A 23540-nucleotide genomic window follows, 5' to 3' on the forward strand; every position below is an offset into this window, starting at 1 on the left:
ACTAGTTAGTTACTTGTACCGTGTCCGAGCGCGAAAGGGAAGCGGCGGCCGGATATCCTCGGCGAGATGAGCCGAGCAGCGAGGACGATCCCGTGAGCGCCGAATCCTCCGACGCGCCGGAGCGGCAGCGGGACGCGGAGCGCACCCGCGCCGAGATCCTCGACGTCGCGACCGGCGAGTTCGCCGACCGCGGCTACGACGGCGCCCGCGTCGACGAGATCGCCGCGCGCACCAGGACCACCAAGCGGATGCTCTACTACTACTTCGGCAGCAAAGAAGGGCTGTACGTCGCCGTTCTGGAGCGCGCCTACCAGGGGATCCGCGCCCTGGAACAGCAGCTCGACGTCGACCATCTCGACCCCGCGCGCGCCATGCGGGCGCTGGCCGAGCTGACCTTCGACCACCACGAATCGCATCCCGCGTTCATCCGGCTGGTCGGCATCGAGAACATCCACCACGCGCGGCATCTGCGGACCTCGCCGATCCTGTCCGGCCTCGCAGCGCCCGCGGTCGACGTGCTCGCCGGCATCCTCGAGCGCGGCCGCGCCGCCGGCCTGTTCCGCGACGACGTCGACGCGCTCGACGTGCACATGATGATCAGCGCGTTCTGCGTGTTCCGGACCGCGAACCAGCACACCTTCCAGGTCATTTTCGACCGCGACCTGCTGGATCCTTCCCGTCGCGACCACTACCGGCGCATGCTGGGGGACCTGGTTCTCGAGTACTTGACCGCGCACGTCGGGCGGGCCTGACCGGACCGGATTCGCGCCGAGGTCTTGACACACCAGCGGCGGCTAACTCACTATCCGGTACATAAACAGCCGGTCCCTTCCGGCCGGACGGACCCGTCGACCGCCGCCGCGGTCATCAAGGAGGCTGACGTGGACGACGCTGTCCCGCGCCAGGAGCACGACCCCGCATCGTCCGGCGCCGCCCGCCGCACCCCACGCCAGGCCGCCGTGTCCTCGTGGATCGGCAGCGCGCTGGAGTACTACGACTTCTTCATCTACGGCACCGCCGCGGCGCTGATCTTCCCGAAGGTGTTCTTCCCGGCGGGCAACGCCGCGACCGCGACGATCGCCTCGCTCGCCACGTTCGGCGTCGCCTACGTCGCCCGTCCCGTCGGTTCGTTCATCCTCGGGCATCTCGGCGACACGCTGGGCCGCAAACGCGTGCTGCTGCTGACCCTGCTCGGCATGGGCGCCGCGACGTTTCTGATCGGCGTCCTGCCCGGATACGGCACGATCGGCGTCGCCGCCCCGATCCTGCTGGTCGCGCTGCGGCTCGTCCAAGGGCTCGCGGTCGCCGGCGAACAGTCCAGCGCCGGATCCGCGACGCTGGAACACGCGCCGCCGGGCAAACGCGCCTACTTCACCAGTTTTACCTTGGCGGGCACGCAATTCGGCCTGATCCTGGCGACCGCGGTGTTCCTCCCGCTGTCCTCGATGCCGACCTCCGCGCTGCTGTCGTGGGGCTGGCGGATCCCGTTCCTGCTCAGCGCGCTGGTCACCGTCGCGGGCTGGTGGATCCGGCGGTCGCTGCAGGAAAGCCCAGAATTCGCCGCCGCGCGCAAGCAGAACGCTGTTCCCAAGGCTCCGCTGCTGGTGCTGTTGCGACACCACACGCCTGACGTGCTCAAGATCGTGGTGAGCGCGCTGATTTCGGTCACCAGCACGATCGTCAGCATCTATTCGCTCACCTACGGGGCGACCACGATCGGCCTGTCCCGCAGTTCGATGCTGTGGATGATCATGCTGAGCAACGTGGTCGCGCTGGCCGCCATTCCGTTGTGGGGCAAGGCAGGCGACCGGTTCGGCCGCAAACCGGTCTTCGCGGTCGCGTCGTTGGGCGTGGCGGTGCTGATCTGGCCGTTCATCTGGTCGATCAGCCAGGCGAACGTCGTGCTGGTGTTCGTGTTCGGGATCCTGCTGTCGGGAGTCGTGTATAGCGCGTACGGCGGGATCGGGTATGCCTTGTGGACCGAGCAATTCGGCACGAAGGTGCGGATGTCCGGGGTCGCTGTCGGCACGCAATTGGGCTTCGCGCTCGGTGGTTTCGCGCCGTCGATCGCGGCGGCGCTTGCCGGAGCGGACCTGAAGAACTGGCTGCCGGTCGCCGGTCTGACCGCCGGAGCGGCCGTGGTGGCGGGGCTCGCGGTGCTGACGATGCGCGAGACTTACCGGACGCCGCTTGAAGAATTGGGCCACCGAGCGCCGCGTGCGGCGGACGAAAGCCGGATTGTGGCGGCCTGACGCGGAAACGCCGACGCTGCGACATCTGCCGCAGCGTCGGCGTTGACTCGATCAGCTTGCGGCCGTGACGAGTTCTTCCGGAGCGGGTGTCGCGGCGGGGCGTTCCGGGCGGGAGCGCTTGCCCAGCAGGGTGTAGGCGGCGCCGACCAGGAGACCGCCGCCGACCAGGTTGCCCAGGCCCACGAACAGCAGGTTGCGGCCGAATTCGCCGACGGTCGCGCCGGGGACGCCGTTCATCAGGCCGAGCGAGAACGTCGTCATGTTGGCGACCACGTGCTCGAATCCGGAGCTGATGAAGGCCAGCAGGCACCAGAAGATCAGCGCCAGCTTGGCCCCGTCCGACTTCGTGCGCGCGGCCATCCACACGGCGAGGCACACCAGGAAGTTGCACAGCACGCCGCGGAAGAACAGCGCGCTGGCGGACTCCGCGGCTTTCGCCTTGACCAGGCTCGCGAGCAAGGCCGCTCCAGGCCCGGCGTGGCCGCCGGCGCCGCCGATCGACAGCACCCCGCCTTCGTGGACCAGCCACGCGAACACGATCGAACCGAGCAGGTTGCCGACGAACGACACCACGATGACCGCGGCCGCCGCGCCGACCCCGCGCCGCCGGACCAGGACGCCCTGGACCATGGTCATCATGTTGCCGGTGGACAGTTCCGCGCCGGCGAACACGACGGCGGTCAGGGCGATCCCGAACACCAGCCCCTGCACCACTTTGGTCCAGGGGGAACTCGCCGCGTTGAGCGGTCCGGTCGCGGAAAGCAGCAGTACGACCGCCACCCCGATGAAGGCCCCGGCGAGCATCGAGCTCACCAGGTAGCGGCCGGGGCGGCGCAGGTCGTCGATCTTCCCGTCGGCGACGTCTGCTTGCAGGTCGAGGGCATCGGACACGGGAATCGGCATGGGAGGAAAGCCTTCCGGTGAGGTCAGGTACCCGGGCATTCGACCGCGCGGATTCTTCGCTCCGGTAGCGCGGTGATCAGCAACGGGTATCCGAGTGCGCACAGGCCGCGGCCCGCGCGGGTGAATTGCGGCGCCGAGGACCATTTCGGACAGTCGCTCAGTCTTGTGCGGGAACGCGGCTGATCCGGGCCGCGACGATTCCGCCCGCGATCAGCAGCACAGCCGCGGCGGCGATCCACACCCAGACCGGGATTCCACTGCTCGCGTCATTGGCGACGGCTGGTGCGGCTTGCGTCGCGGGAGGGGGAGCGGCTGCCGGTGCGACGCCGGTGCCTGCTTTGGTGAGGGTGAAGGAATAGGCACCGGACACGGGATGCCCGTCGGCTGACACGACGCGGTATTCCACTGTGTATTTCCCGGCCGGGCCGAGCGGTTTCACGGGTGCGGAAAGGGCCGGGCCGGTGACTGTGGCGGCCGCCGACTCCCAATGTGTCGCACCGTCCGGTCCTAGTACCGCCAATTCGGTGAAACCGCGGTCCAGTGGTTCGTTGAAGGTGAGCACTATTTTCGCGGGCGCGACGGAAAGTTCGGAATCCTTCGCAGGTGTGCTCGATTCCAGAAAGCTGTGCGCCTCGGCTGCCGAGGTGGGGAAAAATGTTGCCAAGAGACTGAACGCGATAACCGCGAGGACGCGCACGAGAAGCGCGCCCCGGCTCGGTTGGCGGCGGACGGGGACGGAAATCCCGGAAGATGGTCGCATGAACCCTGCTTCGCTAAGGGGACAGGTGTCGGAACGAGATGGTTTCGGTACCGCGTTGTCGGCGGCGGGTCGAACGCGAAACGCGAAGGTTAAATAGTTCTCACTGTCGGCGGCAGTGTCGAATTCACTGTTTGCCGGTTGTTGTTCGGAGATCAATTTTACGTTCCCGTCATGATTGAGTCGGCTGGAGAAACGCGCGGTTTGATGTGGTGCTCCCCGTCGTGATCCGGCCGGGTCGTCGGCAGGCGTCGGGGAAGGAAATGCTTGTGGTGGCTTCAGTGGGGCGGGAACAGGTGGTCGCGGCCTGTCTGGCGGGCGCGGTCGTGGTCGTGGTGGGGTACGCCTCGGGAATCGGCTTGAAGACGACTGCGGCGAGCGGTCCGGTCGCTTTGGATCAGGCTCCGGCGCAGGCGGCGCCCGCACCGCAACCGGTTCTGCCCAACGGCGAACTGCCTCCTCCGGGCGCCGTGCAGCCGATGCCGCCGGTGCCCGGCGGCGGGATCCCGCCGGTCGACGCGCCTCCGCCCGCGGCTCCGGTGGCCGACGCGCCGTCCGGCGAAGTCCCGCCGCCGACCGGGGAAATCCCGCAGCCGTCCGGTGATCCGATGCCGCCCGCCCCGCCGGAAACACCGCCGCAGACCCCGACGGGAACTCCTCCGCCGAGCGGGACGCCGACGTGCCAGCCCGGCGCGGTCCAGCCGGTGCTCGACACGGTGAGCGGGCTGCCGCTGATCGGCGGTCTCACGACCGGGATCGGCGTGACCGGACCGGACGGGCTCCTCTCGACGATCCTCGGCTCCTGCCCGCCGGTGCAACCCGCGGCGATCCCGTCGAGCGGCGGCTGAGCCCATGGACCTCGGTTCCGCGAAATTCTGGTACGTCCTCGCGCGCTGCGTCGACTACTCCGGGCTCGCCTTGTTCGTCGGCGGATTGTTCTTTCTCGCGCTGCTGTGGCCAGCGGGAGCGGACCGCCGCCGGGCGCGCGGCGTGCTGGTGACCGGCTGGGTCCTCGGGTTCGCCGGGACAGTGGCCGGGCTCGGCTTGCAGGGCACGTGGGTGGCACAGCGGTCCCCGGCGGATCTGGTCGACCCGGATCTGCTCGGCCAGGTCCTCGACAGCCAGTTCGGCCGGATCTGGTTCGCCAAGGCGCTCGTGTGGGTGCTCGCCGGAGTGGTTCTCGCCGACGTGCTGCAACGCGGCCGCCGCGCTGCGGGTTCGGTGGCGTGGCGGGTCGGCGCGGGGGTGGTCGCCGCCGGGCTGCTGCGCACGACCGGCCTGACCGGGCATTCCGCGGAGAGCGCGCATCCGCTGCTGAGCCAGCTCGCGGATTTCGGGCACCTGGCAGGAATCTGCGCGTGGATCGGCGGACTCGCGATGCTGTTGTTCGGCGTGCTGTCCCGGCGCGATCCCGGCGAACTCGCCGACGTCGTGCCCCGTTATTCAAAACTCGCCCTGACGGCGGTGCTCCTGGTGATCGTCGCGGGGGCCGTGCTCGCGCTCGAGACGCTCGGCGACGTCGAGCGGGTGTTCACCACCGGCTACGGCCGGATCCTGCTGACGAAACTCGCCGCGCTCGCGGTGGTGCTGCTCTTCGCCCAGGCGAGCAAGAGCTGGGTCGCGCGGCGGCTCGACTTCGCGGTGGTGCTGCGCGGAGACGCCGGCGCGGTCCGTCCCTTCGTCTATTCCGTCGCCGCGGAAGCCACGCTCGTCGTCGTGGTGCTGTTCGCGGCGAGCCTCCTCGTCACCGCCAGTCCCGGCCGGTGAACGTCCCACCCCGGAAAGGAATCTCCTTGATGGACAACCCGGAACCCACCTCTGCCGCCGCCGGAACGCGGCCGGAAGCCCCGCCCGAGGCGGCTCGCCGGCGCCGGTGGCCGGTCGCGGTCGCGGTCGTCGCACTGGCGCTGGCCCTGGTCAGTCTCACCACCCTGCGCACGGGACAGCAGACCGCCCCGGTCGCCGCGCCTGCCTCGCCGCAGGTCGACCTGGCGGCGCTGGCCAAGCAGAGCCCGCTCGCCGTGCCGCTTTACCAAGGAATCGCGCAGCAGCAAGGAGGCGCCGCTCCCGCCGCGGCGGCTGGCTCGGCCAAGTCGGTCGAGATGAGCGGGTACAGGTTCTCGCCGGCCAGCTTGACCATCTCCGCGGGCGACACGGTGACCTGGACCAATCACGATTCCGCGCCGCACAACGTCGTCGTCACCGACGGCCCGGAGAAATTCACGTCGCCGACCATGCAGACCGGCGGCACCTTCTCCCACACCTTCACCAAGGCAGGCACCTACTCCTACTACTGTTCGATTCATCCGGACATGAAGGCGACCGTGACGGTCCAAGGCGCTCCCGCCCCGCCGCCTTCTTCGCCGACCGCCCCGCCGTCTTCGTCCTCGACACCGACCGCGCCGTCCAGCCCGACGCACACGATGCCGATGCCGACCGACCCGCCGCCCGGAAACTGCGTGCCCAAGGGCGTGCTGCAGCCGATCCTCGACCACGTCAAGGCCGCGCACTTGGAGGAGTCGCCCGGCCAGCAGGTCACCGATCTGCTGAATCTGGACCAGTACATCAAGACGCACACGGTCTGGCTGGAAAGCGTGCTCAAGCCCGTGCTCGACGGTTCGGCCGACAAGGTCGTCACCGACACGCTCGCGCCGATCATCGCGCACATCAAGGCCGCGCATCTCGAGGAGTCGCCCGGCCAGCAGGTCACTGACCTGCTGAATCTGGACCAGTACATCAAAACGCACACTGTCTGGCTCGAAAGCGTCCTGACGCCGCTGCTGAACCAGGCGTCCTGCTGAGCGTGCCGACCCGGTCCGGGGCGGGCCGCCGCGCCCGCCCCGGACCACCTCGATCCCCGGAGGACTTCGTGCCCACTGACACCCGGTTCCTGCCCTCGGCCGCCGCCGCTGACCATGCCGTGCACCGGATCCGGCCCGACCGCTGCGTCCTGGAGCTGACGCAGCGGCTGCTCGGGATTCCCGTGCTGCGCGGGCGATTGACCGTCCGCCGGGCCACGTTCACCCGCGACCCGGAAGGCAGCCGCCTCACCGCCGAGATCGACGGTTCGTCATTCCGGTCCGTCTTCCCGCTTCCGTCCTCAATGGTCACCCGGGAACTGGGCGAGGTGCACTTCGCCGCCGAGGAAATCGCCGAACGCCCGCCGGTCGAGTTCGCCGGACGGCTCGATTTCGGCGACTCGTCACGCGATCTGGTGTTCGGCGGCGAACTTCGCGACGCCGGGCCGGATCGCGTCATCCTGTGGCTGCGCGGGACATTGCCGCCGCCGCGCCGTCCGCTTCAGACCGTCGGCCGGGTTGCGCGACTGCTCGCCCGCCTGCCGATTCGCGTCGAGTTCGCCGGGGAGCTCGTTCAGTGAAACGCTTTCTCGCCCTCCTGGCCGCCGCGGTGCTGCTCACGCTCGCTGCTCCGGTGACGGCACCGGCCGCCGCCGCGACTCAGACCGTGATGATGCAGGACTACGCCTACTCGCCCGCGTCGCTCACCGTGCACGTCGGCGACACTGTGACCTGGATTCAGCACGACACCGCTCCGCACGACGTGGTCACCACCAGCGCGCCTGTCGCGTTCCGCAGCCCGCAGCTGTCGCAGGGGCAGAGCTGGAACTACACCTTTCGCACCCCCGGCACCTACTCTTATTACTGTTCGGTGCACCCGGACATGCGAGCGCAGGTCATCGTCCAACCGGCGGCCGCCACCCAGCCGCCGCCCCCTCGAACCCCTTCTGCCGCACCAGCTTCGCGTGCCGCTCCCAGCCGTACTGCCGTGGCAGCGCCTCCAGTAGTGCCCACTGCTACAACGCCACCGTCCACAGTGGCCACTTCCGCGGCACCGAGCCAGCAGGGTGCGGCGGCAGCTCCTCCGACGTCAGCCGCTGCGCCGCCGGTCGCCCAGGCCGCCTCGACCACGAGTCTCGATCCCAAGCTGCTCGTCGCCGGTCTCGTGACCGCGGTCGCGATCGGCTGCCTCCTGCTCGTGAGCTCGCGGAAAGCGTGAATACGAGCCTGGGCTACTCTGCGAAGAGCCGGAAACGGGGGTGCGGATGGCCGAGCTGCTCGACGAGTTTGCGAAACGCTATGTCGATCCGCTGATGAAGGAAGAGGGCTTCAAACGGCTCCGGATCCGCCGATGGTGGCTGTCCTCGCCGGGCGGGAACGCTGCCTTCGTGCAGTTCCGCGCCTATCCGATGGATTCGAGGATCGCGTTTCACGTGGAAGCCTCCGGGATCCCGCGAGTGCTGCGGGAGTACTACGAAGGCGGCTCGGCGGCGAAACCGCCGAAATTCGACTGGGGATTCGTCCGGACGAGGCAGGCGTCGCCGCCCGATCGCGGCCCGGGTTCGCATCTCGGCGGCTATGTCTGGGATTTTCTTCCGGACACCATGGACGAGTACGGTCCTCAGGTACAGGACTACCTCCGGGCGGTGGCGATCCCGCGGTGGACGAGTTTCCTGGATCCGGCGGGCCTGCTCATGGCGGCTCACGGCGGGCCGAATCGCGACTTCGCGGTCGTGGGCGGTTACGGTCTGAAGTTCAGTCAGGTGATCCTCCGGGCGGACGACGGGAATCCTTAGGTGCTGGAGGCGATGATCGAGGATCTCCTCCTGAAACGCGCCGATCCGAGGCTGTTGGAGTGGCTGCGGCAACGCGTGCGCGACCGGGCCGAAGGCCGTCGCTGAGCCTGTGTTCGTCATGGCTGAGCTCAACGGCTCAGCGTCGGCTCGGGTTCGCGGTGGGGTCGGCGGAAGGTATCGCGTCGAGGGGGACGAGGCGGGTCCCGGTCCAGTGATAGCGGACCGTCGCCGCGTTGGCGGTGGGGCAGCACTGCGGGTCTTCGGCGTTGTAGAGCTCGTAGGAGAGGGCGATGGTGGTGTCGGTGGACCACGCCTCTTGGATTCCGGCGCTGTCGGCCGAGGTGTCGGTGCCGAGGTACTTGCCGTCGTGGAAGAAGAAGGCCCGGTTCGCGTAGCCGTCGGCCGACTCGGCGATGGTGGCGAGGATGACCTGCAGGCCGTCGGACGATTCCCACGAGGTGCCTGGGTAGGGGCGGTACCCCTTCCCTTGGACGACCGCTTCGGCGTCGGCGAGGGTGTTGCGCGGGACAGTCGGCGGCTCCTCGGTCGAGGTCGAGGTGGCGGTCGGGACGCTGGTGGACACCGGCGGGAGAACGGGTTCCGGCGACGAGGGGATGACCGGCGTTGGCTCCGGCGTGGCTGCCGTGCTGCCCGCAGTGGTGCGAGTCGCTCGGTCGATGCTGACGGCGGACGTCAATCCCAGCACGGCGACCACGATGACGACCGTGCACGCGACGCTGGAGAAGACGGCACGGCCGGAGGCACGCGGCGGTCGGTGGGCGGGCTGCGGCACCACCGCGCCGACGAGCATGAAGAGCGCACCAGCGACGGCGACCCAGGGCCCCAGTCCGATGCGCAGGAGGCCGCCGGCGTCGGCGAGACCGCTCAGCAGACTGACGAGGAGCAACCCGCCCAGGACTCCGGCGACGCCGAACAGGACGAAGCCGGTCGCCCGGGCAGCGACGCCCTCCCGCAGCACGACCGCCGCGACGATCGCGGCGGCCCCGCAGACCGCCAGAGCCACGGGAAGAAAGACGAGCGGCACGGTCCGGCTGCTCGCCAGGCGAGCGACGTCGAACAGGCTCGCGTTCCCCAGCAGCACCACCTGAAACCAGGGCAGGACCGGCGACACCCCGACCAGCACGCCGCCCGCGGCCAGCCCCGCCGCGGCGGCGAACCGCCGAACGCTCTCGCCCGGAGCGGCCGCGAGAACCAGCCGGTTGCCGCATCGCCAGCACCGCACCGCGCCCGCCTGGACGGGTAGCGCGCAGTACGGACACGGGAACGCGGCGGGCGAAGTGCTCGGCCGCGGTGCGGGGCCGCCGGAATGGGAATCGGTCATCGCTTGAGCTCCTCGTCTGTGCCAAGACAGACGCAGGGGCGCCGGATCGCGTTACTGAGCAGTGAAAAACTCGTGCCGTTCGATCGCTTCTCCGGCGCGGACGAGTCCGAACGCGACCCGGGCCGAGGCCGTCGAGCCGCGGTGCTCGTGGCGACGGCCCGGGTCTCCGGCCGTGCCTCGGTCAGGCGCAGATCACCTTGTCGATCAACGAGGAGAAGGCGGCGTTGCCGGGTCCGCGCCCGAACGTCAGCGAGGCCTCCACCCGGCGCTTCCCGTCCGCGCTGGTGAACGCGATCGTCCCGTAGCCGGGAATTCCGCCGGTGTGCCCGAAAACCGGAATCCCGCACGGCGTGGTCCGGGTCTCCAACCCCAGGCCGTACTTCTCGGTCGCCGATCGCGGGGTGGTCATCTGCCCCAGCAGCGTCCGCGGGACGAGCCGCCCCGCCGCGAGCGCTTGGACGAATGTGTCCAGGTCCGCGGTGGTGGAGACGATCTCGCCCGCGGCGCCGGCGACGCTCGGGTTCAGCTCGGTGACGTCGACCAGCTTCTCGTTCACCTCCTGGTAGCCGTGCGCGTGCCGGCCCGGAATCTTGGTGCGGTCGCCGGGAATCACCGTGTGGTGCATGCCGAGCGGGCGCAGGATCCGCTTGGCCGCCTCGTCGCCCCAGGCGTGCCCGGTGGTCCGTTCGATGAGCATGCCGAGCACGGTGTAGTTGGTGTTGGAGTACGAATACGCGCTGCCCGGCGGGAAGTCGAGCGGCTGCGCGGTCGCGATGGCGACCAGTTGCTCCGGCGAAAAGTGCTGGTAGCGGACTTTCTCCAGATCGGTGCCCGCAAGCGAGATCGTGCGGAGGTAGTTGTAGAGGCCGCTGGTGTGCTGCAGGAGCATGCGCACGGTGATCTCGTTGCCGTGTGGCAGCAGTCCGGGGAGGTACCGCTCGACCGGGGTGTCCAGCCCGATCCGGTGCTCGGCGACGAGTTGCAGGACCACGGTGGCCACGAACGATTTGGTCGTGCTGCCGATCCGGAAGCGTCCGTGGGGCGAGACCGGTTTTCGGGAGTCCAGTTCGGACACTCCGGCGGTGACGGTACGAGAGTGTCCGTTGTGGACTGTCCGGATCTGCACGCCGGTCGCGCCGGCCGTGACTGTTTCTTGCGCCACCGTCCGAATGGGGTCAGCCGCGGCCGGGGCGGCGGGCGCGAGCAGGGAAGCGGTCAGGATAAAGGGCACAGCAGTGAGCATGGGTTTCCTTGTTCAGTGTTGGCACTCAGTTGCAAAAAACCTTGTCGAGCACGGCGCGAGTCCAGTCGAAGTCCGGGCCCCGGCCCAACGTCACCGAAACCTCGACGCGCTGTTTCCCGTCCGGGCTGGTGAACGCGACGGTCTGGAACCCGGGAATCCCGCCGGTATGCCCGAATACGCGCGCTCCGCACGCGGTGGCCGGGGTGCGCAAGCCGAGCCCGTACTCCTCGGTCGCGGAACGCGGGGCGGTCATCTGCGCCAGCAGGTCCGGCGGCACCACTCGCCCCGCCGCGAGTGCCCGGACGAACCTGTCCAGGTCCGCGGTGGTGGAAATGATCTCGCCTGCCGACCAGGCCATGCTCGGGTTCAGCTCGGTGACGTCGACCAGCTTCCCGTTCATCTCCTGGTACCCGTGCGCGTGCGGACCCGGAATCCCGGTCCGGTCCCCGGGAACCGACGTGTGATGCAGTCCGAGCGGCCGCAGGATGCGCCGTGCCGCTTCGTCGCCCCACGCGTGTCCGGTGGTCCGCTCGATGAGCATGCCGAGCACGATGAAGTTGGTGTTGGAATAGGAATGTTTGCTGCCGGGCGGGAAGTCCAGCGGCTTGGCGGTCGAGACCGCGACCATCGACTCCGGCGAAGGGTGCTGGAACCGGATCTTCTCAAAGCCGGCCCCGAGCAGCGGGAGGGACTCGGTGTAGTCGTAGAGGCCGCTGGTGTGCTGCAGGAGCATGCGCACGGTGATCTCGTTGCCGTGCGGGAGCAGTCCGGGCAGGTACTGCTCGACCGGGGTGTCGAGCTGGATGCGGTGTTCGGCGACGAGTTGAAGGACCACAGCGGACGTGAACATCTTGGTGGCGCTGCCGATCCGGAAGCGTCCGTGGGGCGAGACCGGCTTTCGGGAGTCCAGTTCGGACACTCCGGCGGTGACGGCACGAGAGTGTCCGTTGTGGACTGTCCGGATCTGCACGCCGGTCGCGCCGGACGAGACGATGTCCTGTGCGACCGCCCGAACCGGGTCCGGCGCAGCGGACGGCGCCGCGGGCGCGAGCAACGACGCGGCCAGCACCAAGGGCACGGCGTTCAACACCGGCGTCAGCCCTTGCGGCGCGCGATGAAGCGCACGATCAGGATCAGCAGGCACGCCACGGCGATCCCGCCCGCGGTCATCCGGAACATGGTGTCCAGACCAGTGAAAGCGCCGATCGAGTTCGTCGCGGCACCGGCGACGAAGAACAGGAAGAGCAGAGTGGTGACGGCCGGGCCGCCTGCTTGGCGGCTGGGGGAAGCTTCCATTTCCATGCCGACGACACTAAAAACCGCTGGCGCTCGCCAACAGGCCTTGAGCCCCCAACTTCACGGTGGTGTCTGCGCTACCTTCGCCGTTCGGCTGGGTCAGCCCCCCCCGGGTGCGGGCAGTGCTCCGGCGGTGCGGCTGAAGTGCACGCCCGACCCGGCCCCGCGGTCGCGTCGGGAAATTTCGCGGTCCACGAAGCAACGGACGCCGCTATATATCGTCTTAGGATATATGTGGACCATGGCTGAGCGAGGCGGAGTCGTCCAGAGGAAGCCGTCCGAACGCGGGGCGCGGCTGCGGGCAAGCACTTTCGACGGCGTGCTGGACCGGCTGGTCGCCGACGGCTGGTCTCGCTCAGCGGAAGTGCGCGCATGATCGGCACGGAGGCGCGGTACCGCACGTTGGTGCGCGTGCTCCCGGCCTGGTATCGCGCCGAACGCGGCGACGAGCTGGTCGGCACCCTGCTCGATCTGCACGGCGAGCGGGACCGTGCGGCGCTGTGGAGCGAAGTGTGGGCGTTGCTGGCCCTGGGGATGCGGACCCGGCTGGCGGGCAGGGCGGCGCCCGCTCGCACGGTCGCCCTCGGGGATTTGGTGCGCCAGGTCGCGCTCCTCGGCCTGGTCTGGGGCGTGCTCAGGTCCGCGAGCAAAACCGGCGAGACGCTCTGGGTGCTCTTCTCCTTCTCCGGCCCTTTCCCCGGGGACTTCCGCGCGACGCTGACGTCCGATCTGACCACGGAGCTCATCCGGCTGGCAGCCTCGCTGATCCCGCTCGTGCTGCTGGTGGACGGGTGGCGCCGCATGGCGCGAATCGCCGCCGGGACGATCCTGGCGGCGGGCGCGTTCTGGTTCCTCGCCAGGCATTCGTCCGATCTCGGTCCCGAATCGGTCTTGTACTTCGCTCCGCAGTGGCTTCCGCTGGTGCTGTCGCTGGCGGCCTTCCACGTCGACGCCCCGCTGCCGCCGTCACGGCCGTGGTGGTGGGTCGTCGGCGGCAGCCTGGTCTTCGCTCCCGCGCTCGCGCTCAGGTTCGGACTCCCGGGCGATCCGGACCGGATCACCGGTTTGTCCCCGCTTGTCTGGCTTTGTGCGCTCGCCGGAGCCGGATACCTGGTGTTCCGGCACCGCATCGAGCCGCGCCCGGGATGGACGCTGGCGCTGGCTCTGTGCATCGCGCTGGCGGTGACCCAGAACGTGGTGCTGAAGAACGGGATCATTCCGTTCGGCGCGACGGTGCTCGCGCAGGTCTGCTGTGCCGGGGCGATCGTGGTGGCGCTGACTGTCGTCGGGATCCGCGACTATCGCCGGATCGGCGCGGAGCGGTGATCCTCCCCGGGAAGTGATTCCGGATCCGTTCGTCCACTGGGGAACGGACTTCCGGGCAGTTGCGGCAAGGCTCGCGTGTCGCGGCGCGATCTCCGCAGCCAGCGGTGACAGTCTCCGCGGGATCCCGGACAGAGGAAAGGTGCGACACGGATGAGTGCCAGCGACGCCGCCGACGAAACCGGCGCGGGAAGGCCCGGCCCGCCGGTTTCCGCGCCGGGCCGAAGCAAAGGCGGCGCCTCCGGGGAGCGGCTGGTGCTGTTCACCGACGCGGTGACGGCGATTTCCATCACCTTGCTGATCCTGCCGCTGGTCGACCTCGTCCCCGAGGTCGCCTCCGCCCACGAACACGCCAGCGAGGTGATCACCGGTCACTTCGATCAGATCTGGAGTTTCCTGCTGAGTTTCGCGGTCATCGCGAACATCTGGCGCGAGCATCACCGGACGTTCTCCTCGGTCGCGACGGTCACCCGCCCCTTCACGATGTGGAACATGGGGTGGCTGCTGTCGGTCGTCGTGCTTCCCCTCCCGACGGAGATGATCGGCGCCTTCGGCCGCGACCGGTTCGTGGCGGTGTTCTACTACGCCACGCTCCTGGCGGGCATGGTGTGCCGGTTCGGGATGCTGCGGATCCTGAAATCCGCGCCGGAGCTGATGGACGAGGACGATCGGGATCCGGTGGCGCTTCAGGAGCTCTACACGGAGAGCTACCTCAACGTCCTGGCTCTGGTCCTGGCTTTGGCCCTCGCCCTCGCCGTGCCCGCGCTGCAGTACTACAGCCTGGTGCTGCTCGTCCTGCCCGGCAGGCGGGCGTTCCTGCGGCGCCGATCGCGGACTGCCGACCGGCCGTGAGCCGCGTCAGGGCCGGTCGGCGTCGTCCATGACGATCCCGCGGCCGGTGACCTCGAACGGCGTCGTGTAGGGCAGATTCGGGCTGGCCCGCGTTTTCAGCACGGTCAGCGCCCGGTCGATGCGCGCCCCGGTGCGCTGGTACTGCAGCAGGATCACGTTGTCGGACAGATGGGAGATCCCGGTGCCGGACAGGCCCGCCTGCCCGTACAGATCCGGGATCTCCAGGGTGAGCAGCGTGGTGATGCCCACCTGAGCGCACCGGCCCAGCAGGGAGTGCAGGAATTCGTTGAACCGCTGGTCGTCGTCGCACGCCGCGGCGAGGTCGGTGAGGCTGTCGATGACCAGCCTGCGGCTGCGGCTGGCGGTCAGCGATTCCAGCAGGTCGTAGAACCACTGGTCGATGTAGATGTCGTTGGGGGATTCGCAGCGCAGCGTGACGGCGTCGGACCGCGGTTCCCAGCCCAGGCTGTGGACGGCTCGGCTGAGCTGGAGCTGGCTTTCCTGAAGCGTCGTGAAAGTGCTGTGCTGGCCCAGTTCCGCGCCCCGGAACGCGAAATGCAGGCCGATGACGGTTTTCCCGGAACCGGGCGGTCCGGCCACGATGGTGCTCGAACCGGGCCAGAAGCCGCCGCCCAGCATGGTGTCGAGGCCGGGGATGCCCGAGCTCGCGCGTGCGGTGGCGGCGGGGTCGACGGTGCCGTCGCCGTCGGTGGGATCGCTGAGGCGGGGGAAGGCGTCCAGGCCCTCTTCGGAAATGCGGTAGGTGTGCCAGCCGGGCAGGAACGTGCTGCCGCGGAGCTTGAGCACCTGCAGGGCGCGGTTGGTGCGCTGGCCGCTGGCCTGGGTGGACAGCGCGATGGTGGCGTCGGCGATGGTGAACTCGGCCGACGACGCCAGTTCGGCGCTGTCGTATTCGGCCAGCCACAGGGTGCTGGTCGCCAGCGCGCTGAGCCGCCCGGCCAGTTCGTAGAGGAACCGCGTGTAGCTGGCCTGGTCCGAGGCGGCGTAGCGCAGGGCTTTGATGCTGTCGACGACCAGGATTCCGCACCGGGTGCGGGTCGCGACCTCGGTGAGCCGGGCGAGCCCGGCGTTCAGCCCGCCTTGGGTGACCACGTCGCCGAGGTCTTCGAACAGCACCGACGTCCCGATCCGGTCCGGCGCGCAGAACGCGAGGCCGTCGAGGAACTGGGTGATCTTCGGCAGGGGTTCGGTGAGAGTGCTGAAGTACACCACGGGACGGGCGGGGTCGGCGTTGGCGAACGCGTACTGCTGGGCCAGCACGGTCTTGCCGGACCCGGGCGTTCCCGCCAGCAGGGCGATCGACGGGTCGATCAGCCCGCCGCCCAGTATCGCGTCCAGCCGTTGGCAGCCGCTGGCGAGTCTCTGTTTCATCACGCGGCCTGCCGGGCTGCGGGGTGCAGATCGCGGACCACGGCCAGGACCTGTGACGGGTGGACCGGTTTGGGCAGCACCCGGGCGGTGGCGGGCGGAGCCTGCCGCACCGCCACCGGCGAGATCACGATCACTTGCGTGCCCGGTCCTTCCGAGAGGGTCCGGATCAAGTCGCCGGCGCCCGCGGCGGTCTGGTCGATGATCGCCACGGGCGGAGGAACCGCGCTCTGTGCCGCCGCCGCGGAAACGACCGCGGTGACGTCGAAACCGGCCGCGCGCAACGTGTCCGACAAACAGCTGACCGTGAAGCGGTCCGGGTCCACCACCAGGATCCGGGTATCGTGCCCGGGACCGGCGATCTCGTCCGCGCCGCCGTCCGCCACGCGTTCGGCGCTGTGCACGAGCGGCTGGGCCAGGTCCCGGGCGTGGGCGCGCAGCATCGCCTCCGCCGCGGCGAGGTCCACGCCGCTGTGGCCGGCGAGCATCCCGGCGGCCTGCCACACCGCGATCTGGTCCTGCTGCGCGGTGTGGTGGCTCAGCCGGAGGACGGCGGACGGCAGGGTTTCGGCGACGGCGTCGGCCAGCAGGCCCGCCGCGGCGATCCCGGCGCAGCCCCGCACGAAGGCGATTTCGCCCGCGGACAGCGCCTGGCGCTCGCGGCTGGTCAGCACGACCGTGCCGACGAGTTCGCCGAACGCCTCCATCGGGACGGTGTGCACGGCGGCGATGCCGTGCGCGGCGGCGATCCGCGCCAGCCCCGGCCACCGGCCGGCCTGACCGGCGAGATCGGCGTAAACGGCGGCTTCCCGTTCGCCTTCCCCGGCCGTCCCGCACAGGTCCTCGTCGGCCCGGAAGGCGAGCAGGTCGTCGAACAGCGGCCAGTCGGTCCCGGCGAGCGGGACGCCGCGGCCGCGGTCGTCGGGCAGCAGCACGATCGCCTCGTCCACGCCGGGCAATCGCGTGCAGACGCCGGTGAGCAGATACGCGGCGTCCAGTCCGGCGCGCTGGCCCGTCAGCGTCCGGGCCGCCTCCAGCAGGATCGGGACCCACTCCTCGCTCAGCTTGTTCACTCCGTCCGCCTCCCGCTTTCGCCGTCCTGGTCGGGACCTTCGCCCGCGTCGTTTTCGCCGCGGTCGCCGTCGCGCCGCCACGACGGGTGATCAGGGGGCAGTCGCAGCACGCCCGCGGTGACGTCGTCAGCCACCTCGGACAACCGCCGGCCGCTGACGTACGCGTAGGCCCGCAACCGCAGCAATGCCTCAGCGACCGGGCAGCCCAGCTGCGCCGCGACCATTCCCGTGGCGGAGTGGACGGTGCGCCAGCGGCGGTAAAGCCCCTCGTCGACCATCGCCTCCGCCTCGCCCGACGCCACGAGGGCCACCTGGGCGAGCAGGTGGCCGGTCATGACCTGGACCAGCGTGAGCGCCAGGTCCAGTTCGGCGTCGGACAGGGACCGCCCGGCCTCCCGGTAGAACTCCAGCACCCCCAGCGACGCCGCCCCGGTGGCCAGCGGGAACGCGAACGCCGCGCGCAGCCCCTCCTCGACCGCGGCGGGCGCGAACATCGGCCACTGCCGGAACCGCCGCGGCTCGTCCAGGTCCGCGGACAGCACCGCGAACCTGCGCCGCAGCGCCGTGAGCCCAGGGCCTTCGCCCACCGTGATCTGGAGTTCGAGCATCCGTTCGGCGCGCGGGTCGGTGGCGCAGGCGGGTTCGCCGAGACCGAGCCGGTCTTTCAGCCGCACCCCGACCCCGTCGACGGCCAGCAGGTCCCGGCACACCTGGGCCACGTGCCGCAGCGCAACCGAGGAACCCTCGGCCAGAGCGCGGGCCCGGATCGCCGCGTAGATCTTCGCCAGTTCCTGCTCGATCACCACAGTCGTCCTGCTCGATCACCACAGTCGGAGCCTCTCCCCCCGGAGAACTGCACGGATCGCGACGCTAGAACCGGCCGTCCATCGTGGCCAGAGGAACAATGCCCGGGAATGGGTGCCTTCCGGCCTCGGCACCGGTCTCCGCGGCGAATCCCGCGTTCCTAGATCGACTTTTTTGCTTCTTGACCCGTGGGGTCCCGTCATGGAGAGTCTCCTGTCAGACAGTGAGACAGAATGACAAGGAGACAGTATGAATCGACGTGGAGTCGCCCTGATCGTCACTGGCGCTGTCGCTGTTTGCGCTGCTCTGACGGGGTGCGGAGCGAGTTCCTCGGCGGGCGGGGAGTCAGCTGGACCGTCTTCGGAAGTCGCGATTCCGGCGGTCGCCAAGGACGCGGCGCTCGCGGCCAAGCTTCCCGCGGAGGTCCGGAGCGCGGGGGTGCTCCGGGTGGCGATGGACGAGACCTATCCGCCGTTCGAGTCGGTTCAGGCGGGCAAGGTCGTGGGACTCGACCCGGATTTGGCGAACGCGATCGGCGGCGTGCTCGGGGTCCGGGTGGAATTCGTGAACACGTCGTTCGACGCGATCATTCCCTCGCTGACGTCGAACAAAGTCGACCTCGCGATGTCGTCGATCGGCGACACCTTGGAACGCGAGCGCACGATCGACCTGGCCACCTATTACTGGAACGGCACGCTGGTGCTGGTGAAATCCGGGAATCCGGCGGGGATCAAGGCCGACCAGGTGTGCGGCGCGCGCGTCGGCGTGATCCGGGGATCCTTGCAGCAGACCAGTTTCCTGCCGTCGCAGGCGGCGAAGTGCGCGGCCGCCGGGAAGCAGGCCGCGAAGGTCGAGGTGTATCAGAACGGGCCGCAGGCGCAGCTCGCGTTGCAGAGCGGGCGCATCGACGGCGTGATGGAGGACGCGCCGCCGCTGCTGGCGGTCGCGGCGCAGCAAAAAGACGTTTTCGAGACCGCCGGGCCGTTCTTCCGCAATCCGAATCCGGGCGGAGTCGCGTTCCCGAAGGGGAGCAAGCTCGTGGAACCGGTGCACGAGGCGATCGGCGTGCTGATCAAGAACGGTACTTACCGGGCGATTCTGAAGAAGTGGAACCTGGAGAAGATCGCGATCGACAAGTCGGAGATCAACGGCGCGCAGTCGTAGCCGCGCAATCGTCGACCCCGGAAGGGAAACGGGAACATGACAGCGATAAGTGCGCCACGGATCCAGGAAGAACCGGTAGTGCCGCTGCGCCGTCCCGGGCGCTGGGTCACCTGCGCGGTCGCGGCGGTGCTGGCGGCGATGTTCGTCCACACCCTGCTCACCAACAAGAACTTCGGCTGGGACGTCGTCGGGAACTACCTCGGGTCCGGCGAAATCCTCGCCGGGCTGGGGAAAACGATCGAGCTGACGGTGATCGCGATGGCGATCGGGATCGTGCTCGGCGTCGTGCTCGCGGTGATGCGGTTGTCGGCGAATCCGGCGATGAAAGGGTTCGCCTCCCTCTACATCTGGTTTTTCCGCGGCACGCCGGTATTCGTCCAATTGCTGTTCTGGGGCTACGCCTCGGCGCTCTATCCCCGGCTCGGGATCGGCATCCCGTTCGGTCCGCAATTCGTGTCCGCGCCGACCAACGTCCTGATCACGCCGTTCATCGCGGCGATTCTGGGCCTGGGGCTGAACGAGGGCGCCTACATGGCCGAGGTCGTCCGGGCGGGAATCCTGTCGGTCGACCGCGGGCAGACCGAGGCCGCGCAGGCGCTCGGCATGTCGCGGCTGCGCACCTTGCGCCGCGTCGTGCTGCCGCAGGCGATGCGGGTGATCATCCCGCCGACCGGCAACCAGGTGATCACCATGCTGAAAACGACGTCCCTGGTGAGCGTGCTGGCCTTCCCGGAATTGCTGTACTCGGCGCAGCTCGTCTATTCCACGAACTTCAAGACGATTCCGCTGCTGATCACCGCGTCGCTGTGGTACTTGCTGATGACGTCGGTGCTCAACGTCGGCCAGCATTTTCTGGAACGCCGGTTCAACCGCAGCGAACGGGCCGTGTCCCGCCGGGCGGCGGCCGAGATCCCTTCGGAGGGCCGATGACGACCGTCGAGACGAGCCGCGAAGCACCGATGGTGGAGGCGGTGAACGTCTGCAAGAGTTTCGGTTCCGCCGCCGTGCTGAAGGGAATCGATCTCGAAGTGCGCCGCGGCGAGGTGATGACGCTGCTGGGACCTTCGGGGTCCGGGAAGTCCACTTTTCTCCGGTTGATCAACCATCTCGAGACGTTGAGCGCCGGCCGCTTGTACGTCGACGGCCAGCTGGTCGGCTACGGCGAGCGCAACGGACGGCTGCACGAACTGCCGCCGTCGGCGGTTCAGCGGCGGCGGGCCGAGATCGGCATGGTGTTCCAGCGGTTCAATCTTTTCGCGCACATGACCGCGTTGCAGAACGTCATGGAGGCTCCGGTCGGCGTCCGGCGCGAAAAGCGGGAAGTCGTCCGGAAACGCGCGCTGGAACTGCTCGACCGGGTCGGGCTCGCCGACAAGGCGTCGTCGTATCCCAGCGCGCTCTCGGGCGGACAACAGCAACGGGTCGCGATCGCGCGAGCCCTTGCCATGCAACCGAAACTGATGCTCTTCGACGAGCCGACGTCCGCGCTCGACCCGGAACTCGTCGGCGAGGTCCTCGACGTGATGAAGGACCTCGCCCGCTCGGGCATGACGATGGTCGTGGTCACCCACGAGATCGGGTTCGCGCGAGAGGTCGCCGACCACGCGGTGTTCATCGACGGCGGGGTCGTCGTCGAGAGCGGAAATCCGGCACAGGTGCTGACCGATCCGCGACATCCGCGGACGAAAGCATTCCTCGGGAAAGTCCTGTGAACTCCCTCGCGCCTGGAAAGGGGCTGCGTTCCGTGCAGATCGTCGTCATCGGGGCCGGGGTGATCGGCCTGTCCGTCGCCACCGAGCTCGCCCGCCGCGGCGCCCGGGTCACCGTCGTGGACCAGCACGTGCCCGGCGCGGGCACGTCGTCGACCAGCTATGCCTGGGTCAACGCGAACAAGAAGGAACCTCAGGCGTACTACGACCTCAACCTCGCGGGCATGGAGGCGCACCGTCGCTTGGCGGAAGCCGCGGGTGGCGGCTGGCTCGCCAACGGCGGGCACCTCGAGGTCGCGACCGATCCGGCGCACGCGGCCGAGCTGGAACAGCGGATGGCGCGGTTGACTGGTCACGGGTACGCCGTCGAACAGGTCACTCCGGAACGTGCGCGGCAGCTGGTCCCGGATCTGCTTGTTCCGCTCGACGCGGGTCCGATCGCGTACTTCCCGAGCGAGGCGCATTGCTATCCGCAGCTCTACCTGGCCCATCTGCTCACGGCGGCCGAGGACCTGGGCGTGCAGGTGGTCAGCGGGGCGCGGGTGAAGGCCTTCGACGTCGACGCCGGACGGCCGGTGCTGCGGCTCGCCGACGGGACGGCGCTCGGCTGCGACCGGGTGGTCAGCTGTGCCGGGCGGTGGACCGGGGAGTTGCTGGCGCAGGCGGACCTTCCGTTGGCGATGGAGACGTTCACCCATCCCGGGGATGCGACGGTCGGCTATCTCGCGGTCACCAGTCCGGTGCCGGTGGCGTTGTCCGGATTGCTCACCACGTCGCGGCTCAATGTCCGTCCGGACGGGGCGGGGCGGTTGCAGTTGCAGGCGCTCGACCTGGACCGGACCGCGGATCCCCGGGCTGTTCCGGGGACGGATTCGCCGCTCGCGGAGGAGTTGCTGGACCGGCTCGCGGGCGTTCTGCGGCACAGCCGGGCGGCGACGGTGTCGGAGTTGCGGGTCGGGCAGCGGGCGCTTCCGGCGGACGGGCTCACTGTGGCCGGGCCGGTGCCTTCTTCTCCGTGGCTGTATGTGGTCGCAACGCACAGCGGGGTGACGCTCGCGCCGTTGCTGGGCGATCTGGTGGCCGCGGAGGTGTATGACGGCGTGGTCCAGGATCTGCTCGCGGAGTTCCGGCCGGATCGGCTGCTCGCGCCCGGGGTCCGGCACGCCGCCGCGCAGCCCCCTCGACGGCCGGGTGAGCAGTAGGATCGAATCGACGTTTGTTCGAGAAGGGAACCGGGGGGTATGGGCCGAATTCAGCGGGAGACAGTCGCCGAGAAGAGCGTGGCGATTTTGCGGGAGCGCATTCTCAGCGGGGAGCTGAGCCCTGGGACGCCGGTGACCGAGGACGCGGTCGCGGAGGATCTCGGGGCTTCTCGGGCGACGATCCGGCAGGCGCTCAATACCTTGCTGATGGACGGTTTGCTTACCCGGCATCCGGCTACCCGGGTGCTTCAGGTGACTACGTTGAGTCCTGAGGAAGTCCGGGATATCTACCGGGCTCGGCGGTTCCTGGAGCTTGGCGGGGTGGAGGCGGCCGCGCATGCTTCGGCGGAGCAGTTGGAGCGGGTCGCGGATGCGGTGCGGGAGTTGGAGAAGACTGTCCACGCGCATGACGTGACCGGGTTTGTGCAGGCTGATATTCGGTGTCATGTCGAGGTTGTGGAGCTGCTGGGGTCGCGGCATTTGACTAACGCGCATCGGCATTTGATGGAGAAGCTGCGGTTGGTGATTACTGCTACTGAGCAGCAGGAGTCGCTCGTTCGGGAGAATTTGAAGGAGCGGTTGGCTGTGCATAAGGAGTTTGCCGAGTTGCTCGTTGCCGGGGAGGTTGAGCGGGCGCGGGCTAATTTGGCTGCTCGGCTTGAGGATGCTGAGGAGGTTGTCGCGGCGGAGGCTGCGGGCGGGTGACTGCTCGTCGCCTGGCGGCAACATCGCTTGGTGGTGGCGTGGGGCACCCCGAAGCGTGAGTGTGCTGACGGTCTGGGGGTGCTTGTCAAGGCGGGAAAGATGCCTTGACAAGCACCCCCAGACCGCAGGGACGCTTTATCTCGGGGTGCGGGGGAGGGGCTGGGTGCCTCGATCGTTGGGTGCATCGGTGCGGGGTTTTCTTGTCTTGTAAGGGAAAATGCTGTGGTCCGTGACGCTGTTTAGTATTGACTGGGTTTGTTTTGTCTGGCTAAACTTGTCGGGACGGAAGGAGGGCCGGGGCTGTGGTGGAGAGCGATCCTGCTGTGCGGGTTGGGGTGGCGATCAAGCGGGTCCGGTCCGAGCGCGGCATGACGTTGCGGGAGTTGGCTGAGCGTTCTGGGCTCTCGCCTGGGTTTCTCTCGTTGGCTGAGCGTGGTGTTAACTCGATTTCGTTGACCTCGTTGTTCGCGATCGCTGGTGCGCTCGAGGTGGATGCGGTCGAGTTGCTCGGGTCGGCCGGCAAGCGGAGCCAGGCGGAGTACGAGGTGTCTCGGCAGGGCGATCCTCGGGCGACTCGCGTTGTCATGGGTGAGCGGGAGCATCGGGTGCTTACCGCTGAATTGCCTGATCAGCGCATTGAAGTGCTGGCTACCAAGGTGCAGCCGACTAGTGAGCCTTCGCCGGTTACTCAGCATGACGGCGAGGAATTTTGTTACGTGCTGAGCGGTGAGTTGACGTTCCTGTTGCCGGATGAGTCTGTCGTGCTTGCGGCGGGCGATTCGATTCACTTCAAGTCTTCGACGCCGCATGCGGTGCACAACCAGGGCGATGCGGTCGCTGAGGTGTTGTGGACTGTGGACCGCCCGTTGTTGCGGCGGCCCGGCGTCTCCTGCTGATCGCTTTCTTCTTTCGTCGTTCCCGGCGCCATCCTT

At 68.8% G+C, this 23540-nt stretch carries 26 protein-coding genes; 17 read left to right on the forward strand and 9 right to left on the reverse strand.

Annotated elements, in window-relative coordinates; genetic code table 11:
- Positions 1-92 precede the first annotated feature (92 nt).
- Together AB5I40_RS42110 and AB5I40_RS42115 are read left to right on the forward strand one after the other, a co-directional pair.
- On the forward strand, positions 93-752 hold the full coding sequence (locus AB5I40_RS42110; protein WP_370935774.1) for a TetR/AcrR family transcriptional regulator: 660 nt from the start codon (positions 93-95) through the stop codon (positions 750-752).
- A 129-nt stretch (positions 753-881) separates the two neighbouring features.
- A complete protein-coding gene (locus tag AB5I40_RS42115) occupies positions 882-2252 on the forward strand; it encodes an MFS transporter (protein ID WP_370935775.1) in 1371 nt (456 codons plus the stop codon).
- Positions 2253-2303: 51 nt separating this feature from the next.
- Here the strand turns inward: AB5I40_RS42115 and AB5I40_RS42120 are convergent, their stop codons facing one another.
- Entirely contained in the window at positions 2304-3155 is an 852-nt protein-coding gene (locus tag AB5I40_RS42120) for a formate/nitrite transporter family protein (protein ID WP_370935776.1), read from the reverse strand.
- Positions 3156-3312: 157 nt separating this feature from the next.
- Positions 3313-4071: a copper resistance protein CopC gene (locus tag AB5I40_RS42125; protein ID WP_370935777.1), complete on the reverse strand. Its 759-nt coding sequence runs from the start codon at positions 4069-4071 to the stop codon at positions 3313-3315.
- A 104-nt stretch (positions 4072-4175) separates the two neighbouring features.
- Here AB5I40_RS42125 and AB5I40_RS42130 point away from each other — a divergent pair, with 104 nt between their 5' ends.
- From AB5I40_RS42130 to AB5I40_RS42155, 6 genes are all read left to right on the forward strand, one after another.
- Positions 4176-4760 carry a hypothetical protein gene (locus AB5I40_RS42130; protein WP_370940711.1) on the forward strand — a complete coding sequence of 195 codons (585 nt, stop codon included), beginning with the start codon at positions 4176-4178 and terminating at the stop codon, positions 4758-4760.
- A gap of 4 nt (positions 4761-4764) precedes the next feature.
- The gene (locus AB5I40_RS42135) at positions 4765-5679 is read left to right on the forward strand and encodes a copper resistance D family protein (protein WP_370935778.1); all 915 of its coding nucleotides are present in this window, start codon (positions 4765-4767) and stop codon (positions 5677-5679) included.
- Between the two features lie 29 nt (positions 5680-5708).
- A complete protein-coding gene (locus AB5I40_RS42140; protein ID WP_370935779.1) occupies positions 5709-6713 on the forward strand; it encodes a plastocyanin/azurin family copper-binding protein in 1005 nt (334 codons plus the stop codon).
- A gap of 68 nt (positions 6714-6781) precedes the next feature.
- Positions 6782-7291, forward strand: coding sequence for a hypothetical protein (locus AB5I40_RS42145; RefSeq protein ID WP_370935780.1), 510 nt, complete (start codon positions 6782-6784; stop codon positions 7289-7291).
- Positions 7288-7929, forward strand: coding sequence for a plastocyanin/azurin family copper-binding protein (locus tag AB5I40_RS42150; RefSeq protein WP_370935781.1), 642 nt, complete (start codon positions 7288-7290; stop codon positions 7927-7929). The genes AB5I40_RS42145 and AB5I40_RS42150 overlap by 4 nt, the downstream gene beginning before the upstream one ends.
- Before the next feature lie 46 nt (positions 7930-7975).
- Positions 7976-8506, forward strand: coding sequence for a hypothetical protein (locus tag AB5I40_RS42155; RefSeq protein ID WP_370935782.1), 531 nt, complete (start codon positions 7976-7978; stop codon positions 8504-8506).
- A 136-nt stretch (positions 8507-8642) separates the two neighbouring features.
- Here the strand turns inward: AB5I40_RS42155 and AB5I40_RS42160 are convergent, their stop codons facing one another.
- From AB5I40_RS42160 to AB5I40_RS42175, 4 genes are all read right to left on the reverse strand, one after another.
- Positions 8643-9848: an LppP/LprE family lipoprotein gene (locus AB5I40_RS42160; RefSeq protein ID WP_370935783.1), complete on the reverse strand. Its 1206-nt coding sequence runs from the start codon at positions 9846-9848 to the stop codon at positions 8643-8645.
- Between the two features lie 181 nt (positions 9849-10029).
- Positions 10030-11091, reverse strand: a complete 1062-nt coding sequence (locus AB5I40_RS42165; RefSeq protein WP_370935784.1) for a serine hydrolase domain-containing protein — start codon at positions 11089-11091, stop codon at positions 10030-10032.
- A gap of 25 nt (positions 11092-11116) precedes the next feature.
- Positions 11117-12181 (reverse strand): serine hydrolase domain-containing protein, encoded by a 1065-nt coding sequence (locus tag AB5I40_RS42170; protein ID WP_370935785.1) that lies wholly within the window; start codon positions 12179-12181, stop codon positions 11117-11119.
- A 5-nt stretch (positions 12182-12186) separates the two neighbouring features.
- Entirely contained in the window at positions 12187-12393 is a 207-nt protein-coding gene (locus AB5I40_RS42175; RefSeq protein ID WP_370935786.1) for a hypothetical protein, read from the reverse strand.
- 235 nt (positions 12394-12628) lie between these two features.
- Between AB5I40_RS42175 and AB5I40_RS42180 the strand changes: the two genes are divergently transcribed.
- From AB5I40_RS42180 to AB5I40_RS42190, 3 genes are all read left to right on the forward strand, one after another.
- Positions 12629-12763: a hypothetical protein gene (locus AB5I40_RS42180; protein WP_370935787.1), complete on the forward strand. Its 135-nt coding sequence runs from the start codon at positions 12629-12631 to the stop codon at positions 12761-12763.
- On the forward strand, positions 12760-13713 hold the full coding sequence (locus AB5I40_RS42185; protein ID WP_370935788.1) for a hypothetical protein: 954 nt from the start codon (positions 12760-12762) through the stop codon (positions 13711-13713). Before AB5I40_RS42180 ends, AB5I40_RS42185 begins: the two co-directional genes overlap by 4 nt.
- A gap of 150 nt (positions 13714-13863) precedes the next feature.
- Entirely contained in the window at positions 13864-14562 is a 699-nt protein-coding gene (locus AB5I40_RS42190; protein ID WP_370935789.1) for a TMEM175 family protein, read from the forward strand.
- Positions 14563-14568: 6 nt separating this feature from the next.
- Here AB5I40_RS42190 and AB5I40_RS42195 read toward each other — a convergent pair whose 3' ends face one another.
- From AB5I40_RS42195 to AB5I40_RS42205, 3 genes are read right to left on the reverse strand one after another with little or no spacing between them, the layout of a single operon-like run.
- Positions 14569-15954, reverse strand: a complete 1386-nt coding sequence (locus AB5I40_RS42195; protein ID WP_370935790.1) for an RAD55 family ATPase — start codon at positions 15952-15954, stop codon at positions 14569-14571.
- The gene (locus tag AB5I40_RS42200; protein ID WP_370935791.1) at positions 15954-17024 is read right to left on the reverse strand and encodes a GAF domain-containing protein; all 1071 of its coding nucleotides are present in this window, start codon (positions 17022-17024) and stop codon (positions 15954-15956) included. Before AB5I40_RS42200 ends, AB5I40_RS42195 begins: the two co-directional genes overlap by 1 nt.
- Entirely contained in the window at positions 17021-17830 is an 810-nt protein-coding gene (locus AB5I40_RS42205; protein ID WP_370935792.1) for a GAF domain-containing protein, read from the reverse strand. Before AB5I40_RS42205 ends, AB5I40_RS42200 begins: the two co-directional genes overlap by 4 nt.
- Before the next feature lie 247 nt (positions 17831-18077).
- Here AB5I40_RS42205 and AB5I40_RS42210 point away from each other — a divergent pair, with 247 nt between their 5' ends.
- The 6 genes from AB5I40_RS42210 (at position 18078) to AB5I40_RS42235 (ending at position 23504) form a co-directional block, all read left to right on the forward strand.
- On the forward strand, positions 18078-18992 hold the full coding sequence (locus AB5I40_RS42210; RefSeq protein WP_370935793.1) for an ABC transporter substrate-binding protein: 915 nt from the start codon (positions 18078-18080) through the stop codon (positions 18990-18992).
- 36 nt (positions 18993-19028) lie between these two features.
- Positions 19029-19922, forward strand: a complete 894-nt coding sequence (locus AB5I40_RS42215) for an amino acid ABC transporter permease (protein WP_370935794.1) — start codon at positions 19029-19031, stop codon at positions 19920-19922.
- The gene (locus tag AB5I40_RS42220; protein WP_370935795.1) at positions 19919-20704 is read left to right on the forward strand and encodes an amino acid ABC transporter ATP-binding protein; all 786 of its coding nucleotides are present in this window, start codon (positions 19919-19921) and stop codon (positions 20702-20704) included. The genes AB5I40_RS42215 and AB5I40_RS42220 overlap by 4 nt, the downstream gene beginning before the upstream one ends.
- A 32-nt stretch (positions 20705-20736) precedes the next feature.
- Positions 20737-21903 carry an NAD(P)/FAD-dependent oxidoreductase gene (locus tag AB5I40_RS42225; RefSeq protein ID WP_370935796.1) on the forward strand — a complete coding sequence of 389 codons (1167 nt, stop codon included), beginning with the start codon at positions 20737-20739 and terminating at the stop codon, positions 21901-21903.
- Between the two features lie 39 nt (positions 21904-21942).
- Positions 21943-22608: a GntR family transcriptional regulator gene (locus AB5I40_RS42230; protein WP_370935797.1), complete on the forward strand. Its 666-nt coding sequence runs from the start codon at positions 21943-21945 to the stop codon at positions 22606-22608.
- A 302-nt stretch (positions 22609-22910) separates the two neighbouring features.
- Complete coding sequence (locus AB5I40_RS42235) at positions 22911-23504, forward strand: helix-turn-helix domain-containing protein (RefSeq protein WP_370935798.1); 594 nt, start codon at positions 22911-22913, stop codon at positions 23502-23504.
- Positions 23505-23540: the final 36 nt, after the last annotated feature.

It is taken from the genome of Amycolatopsis sp. cg13 (genome assembly GCF_041346965.1).
Taxonomy (GTDB): Bacteria; Actinomycetota; Actinomycetes; order Mycobacteriales; family Pseudonocardiaceae; genus Amycolatopsis.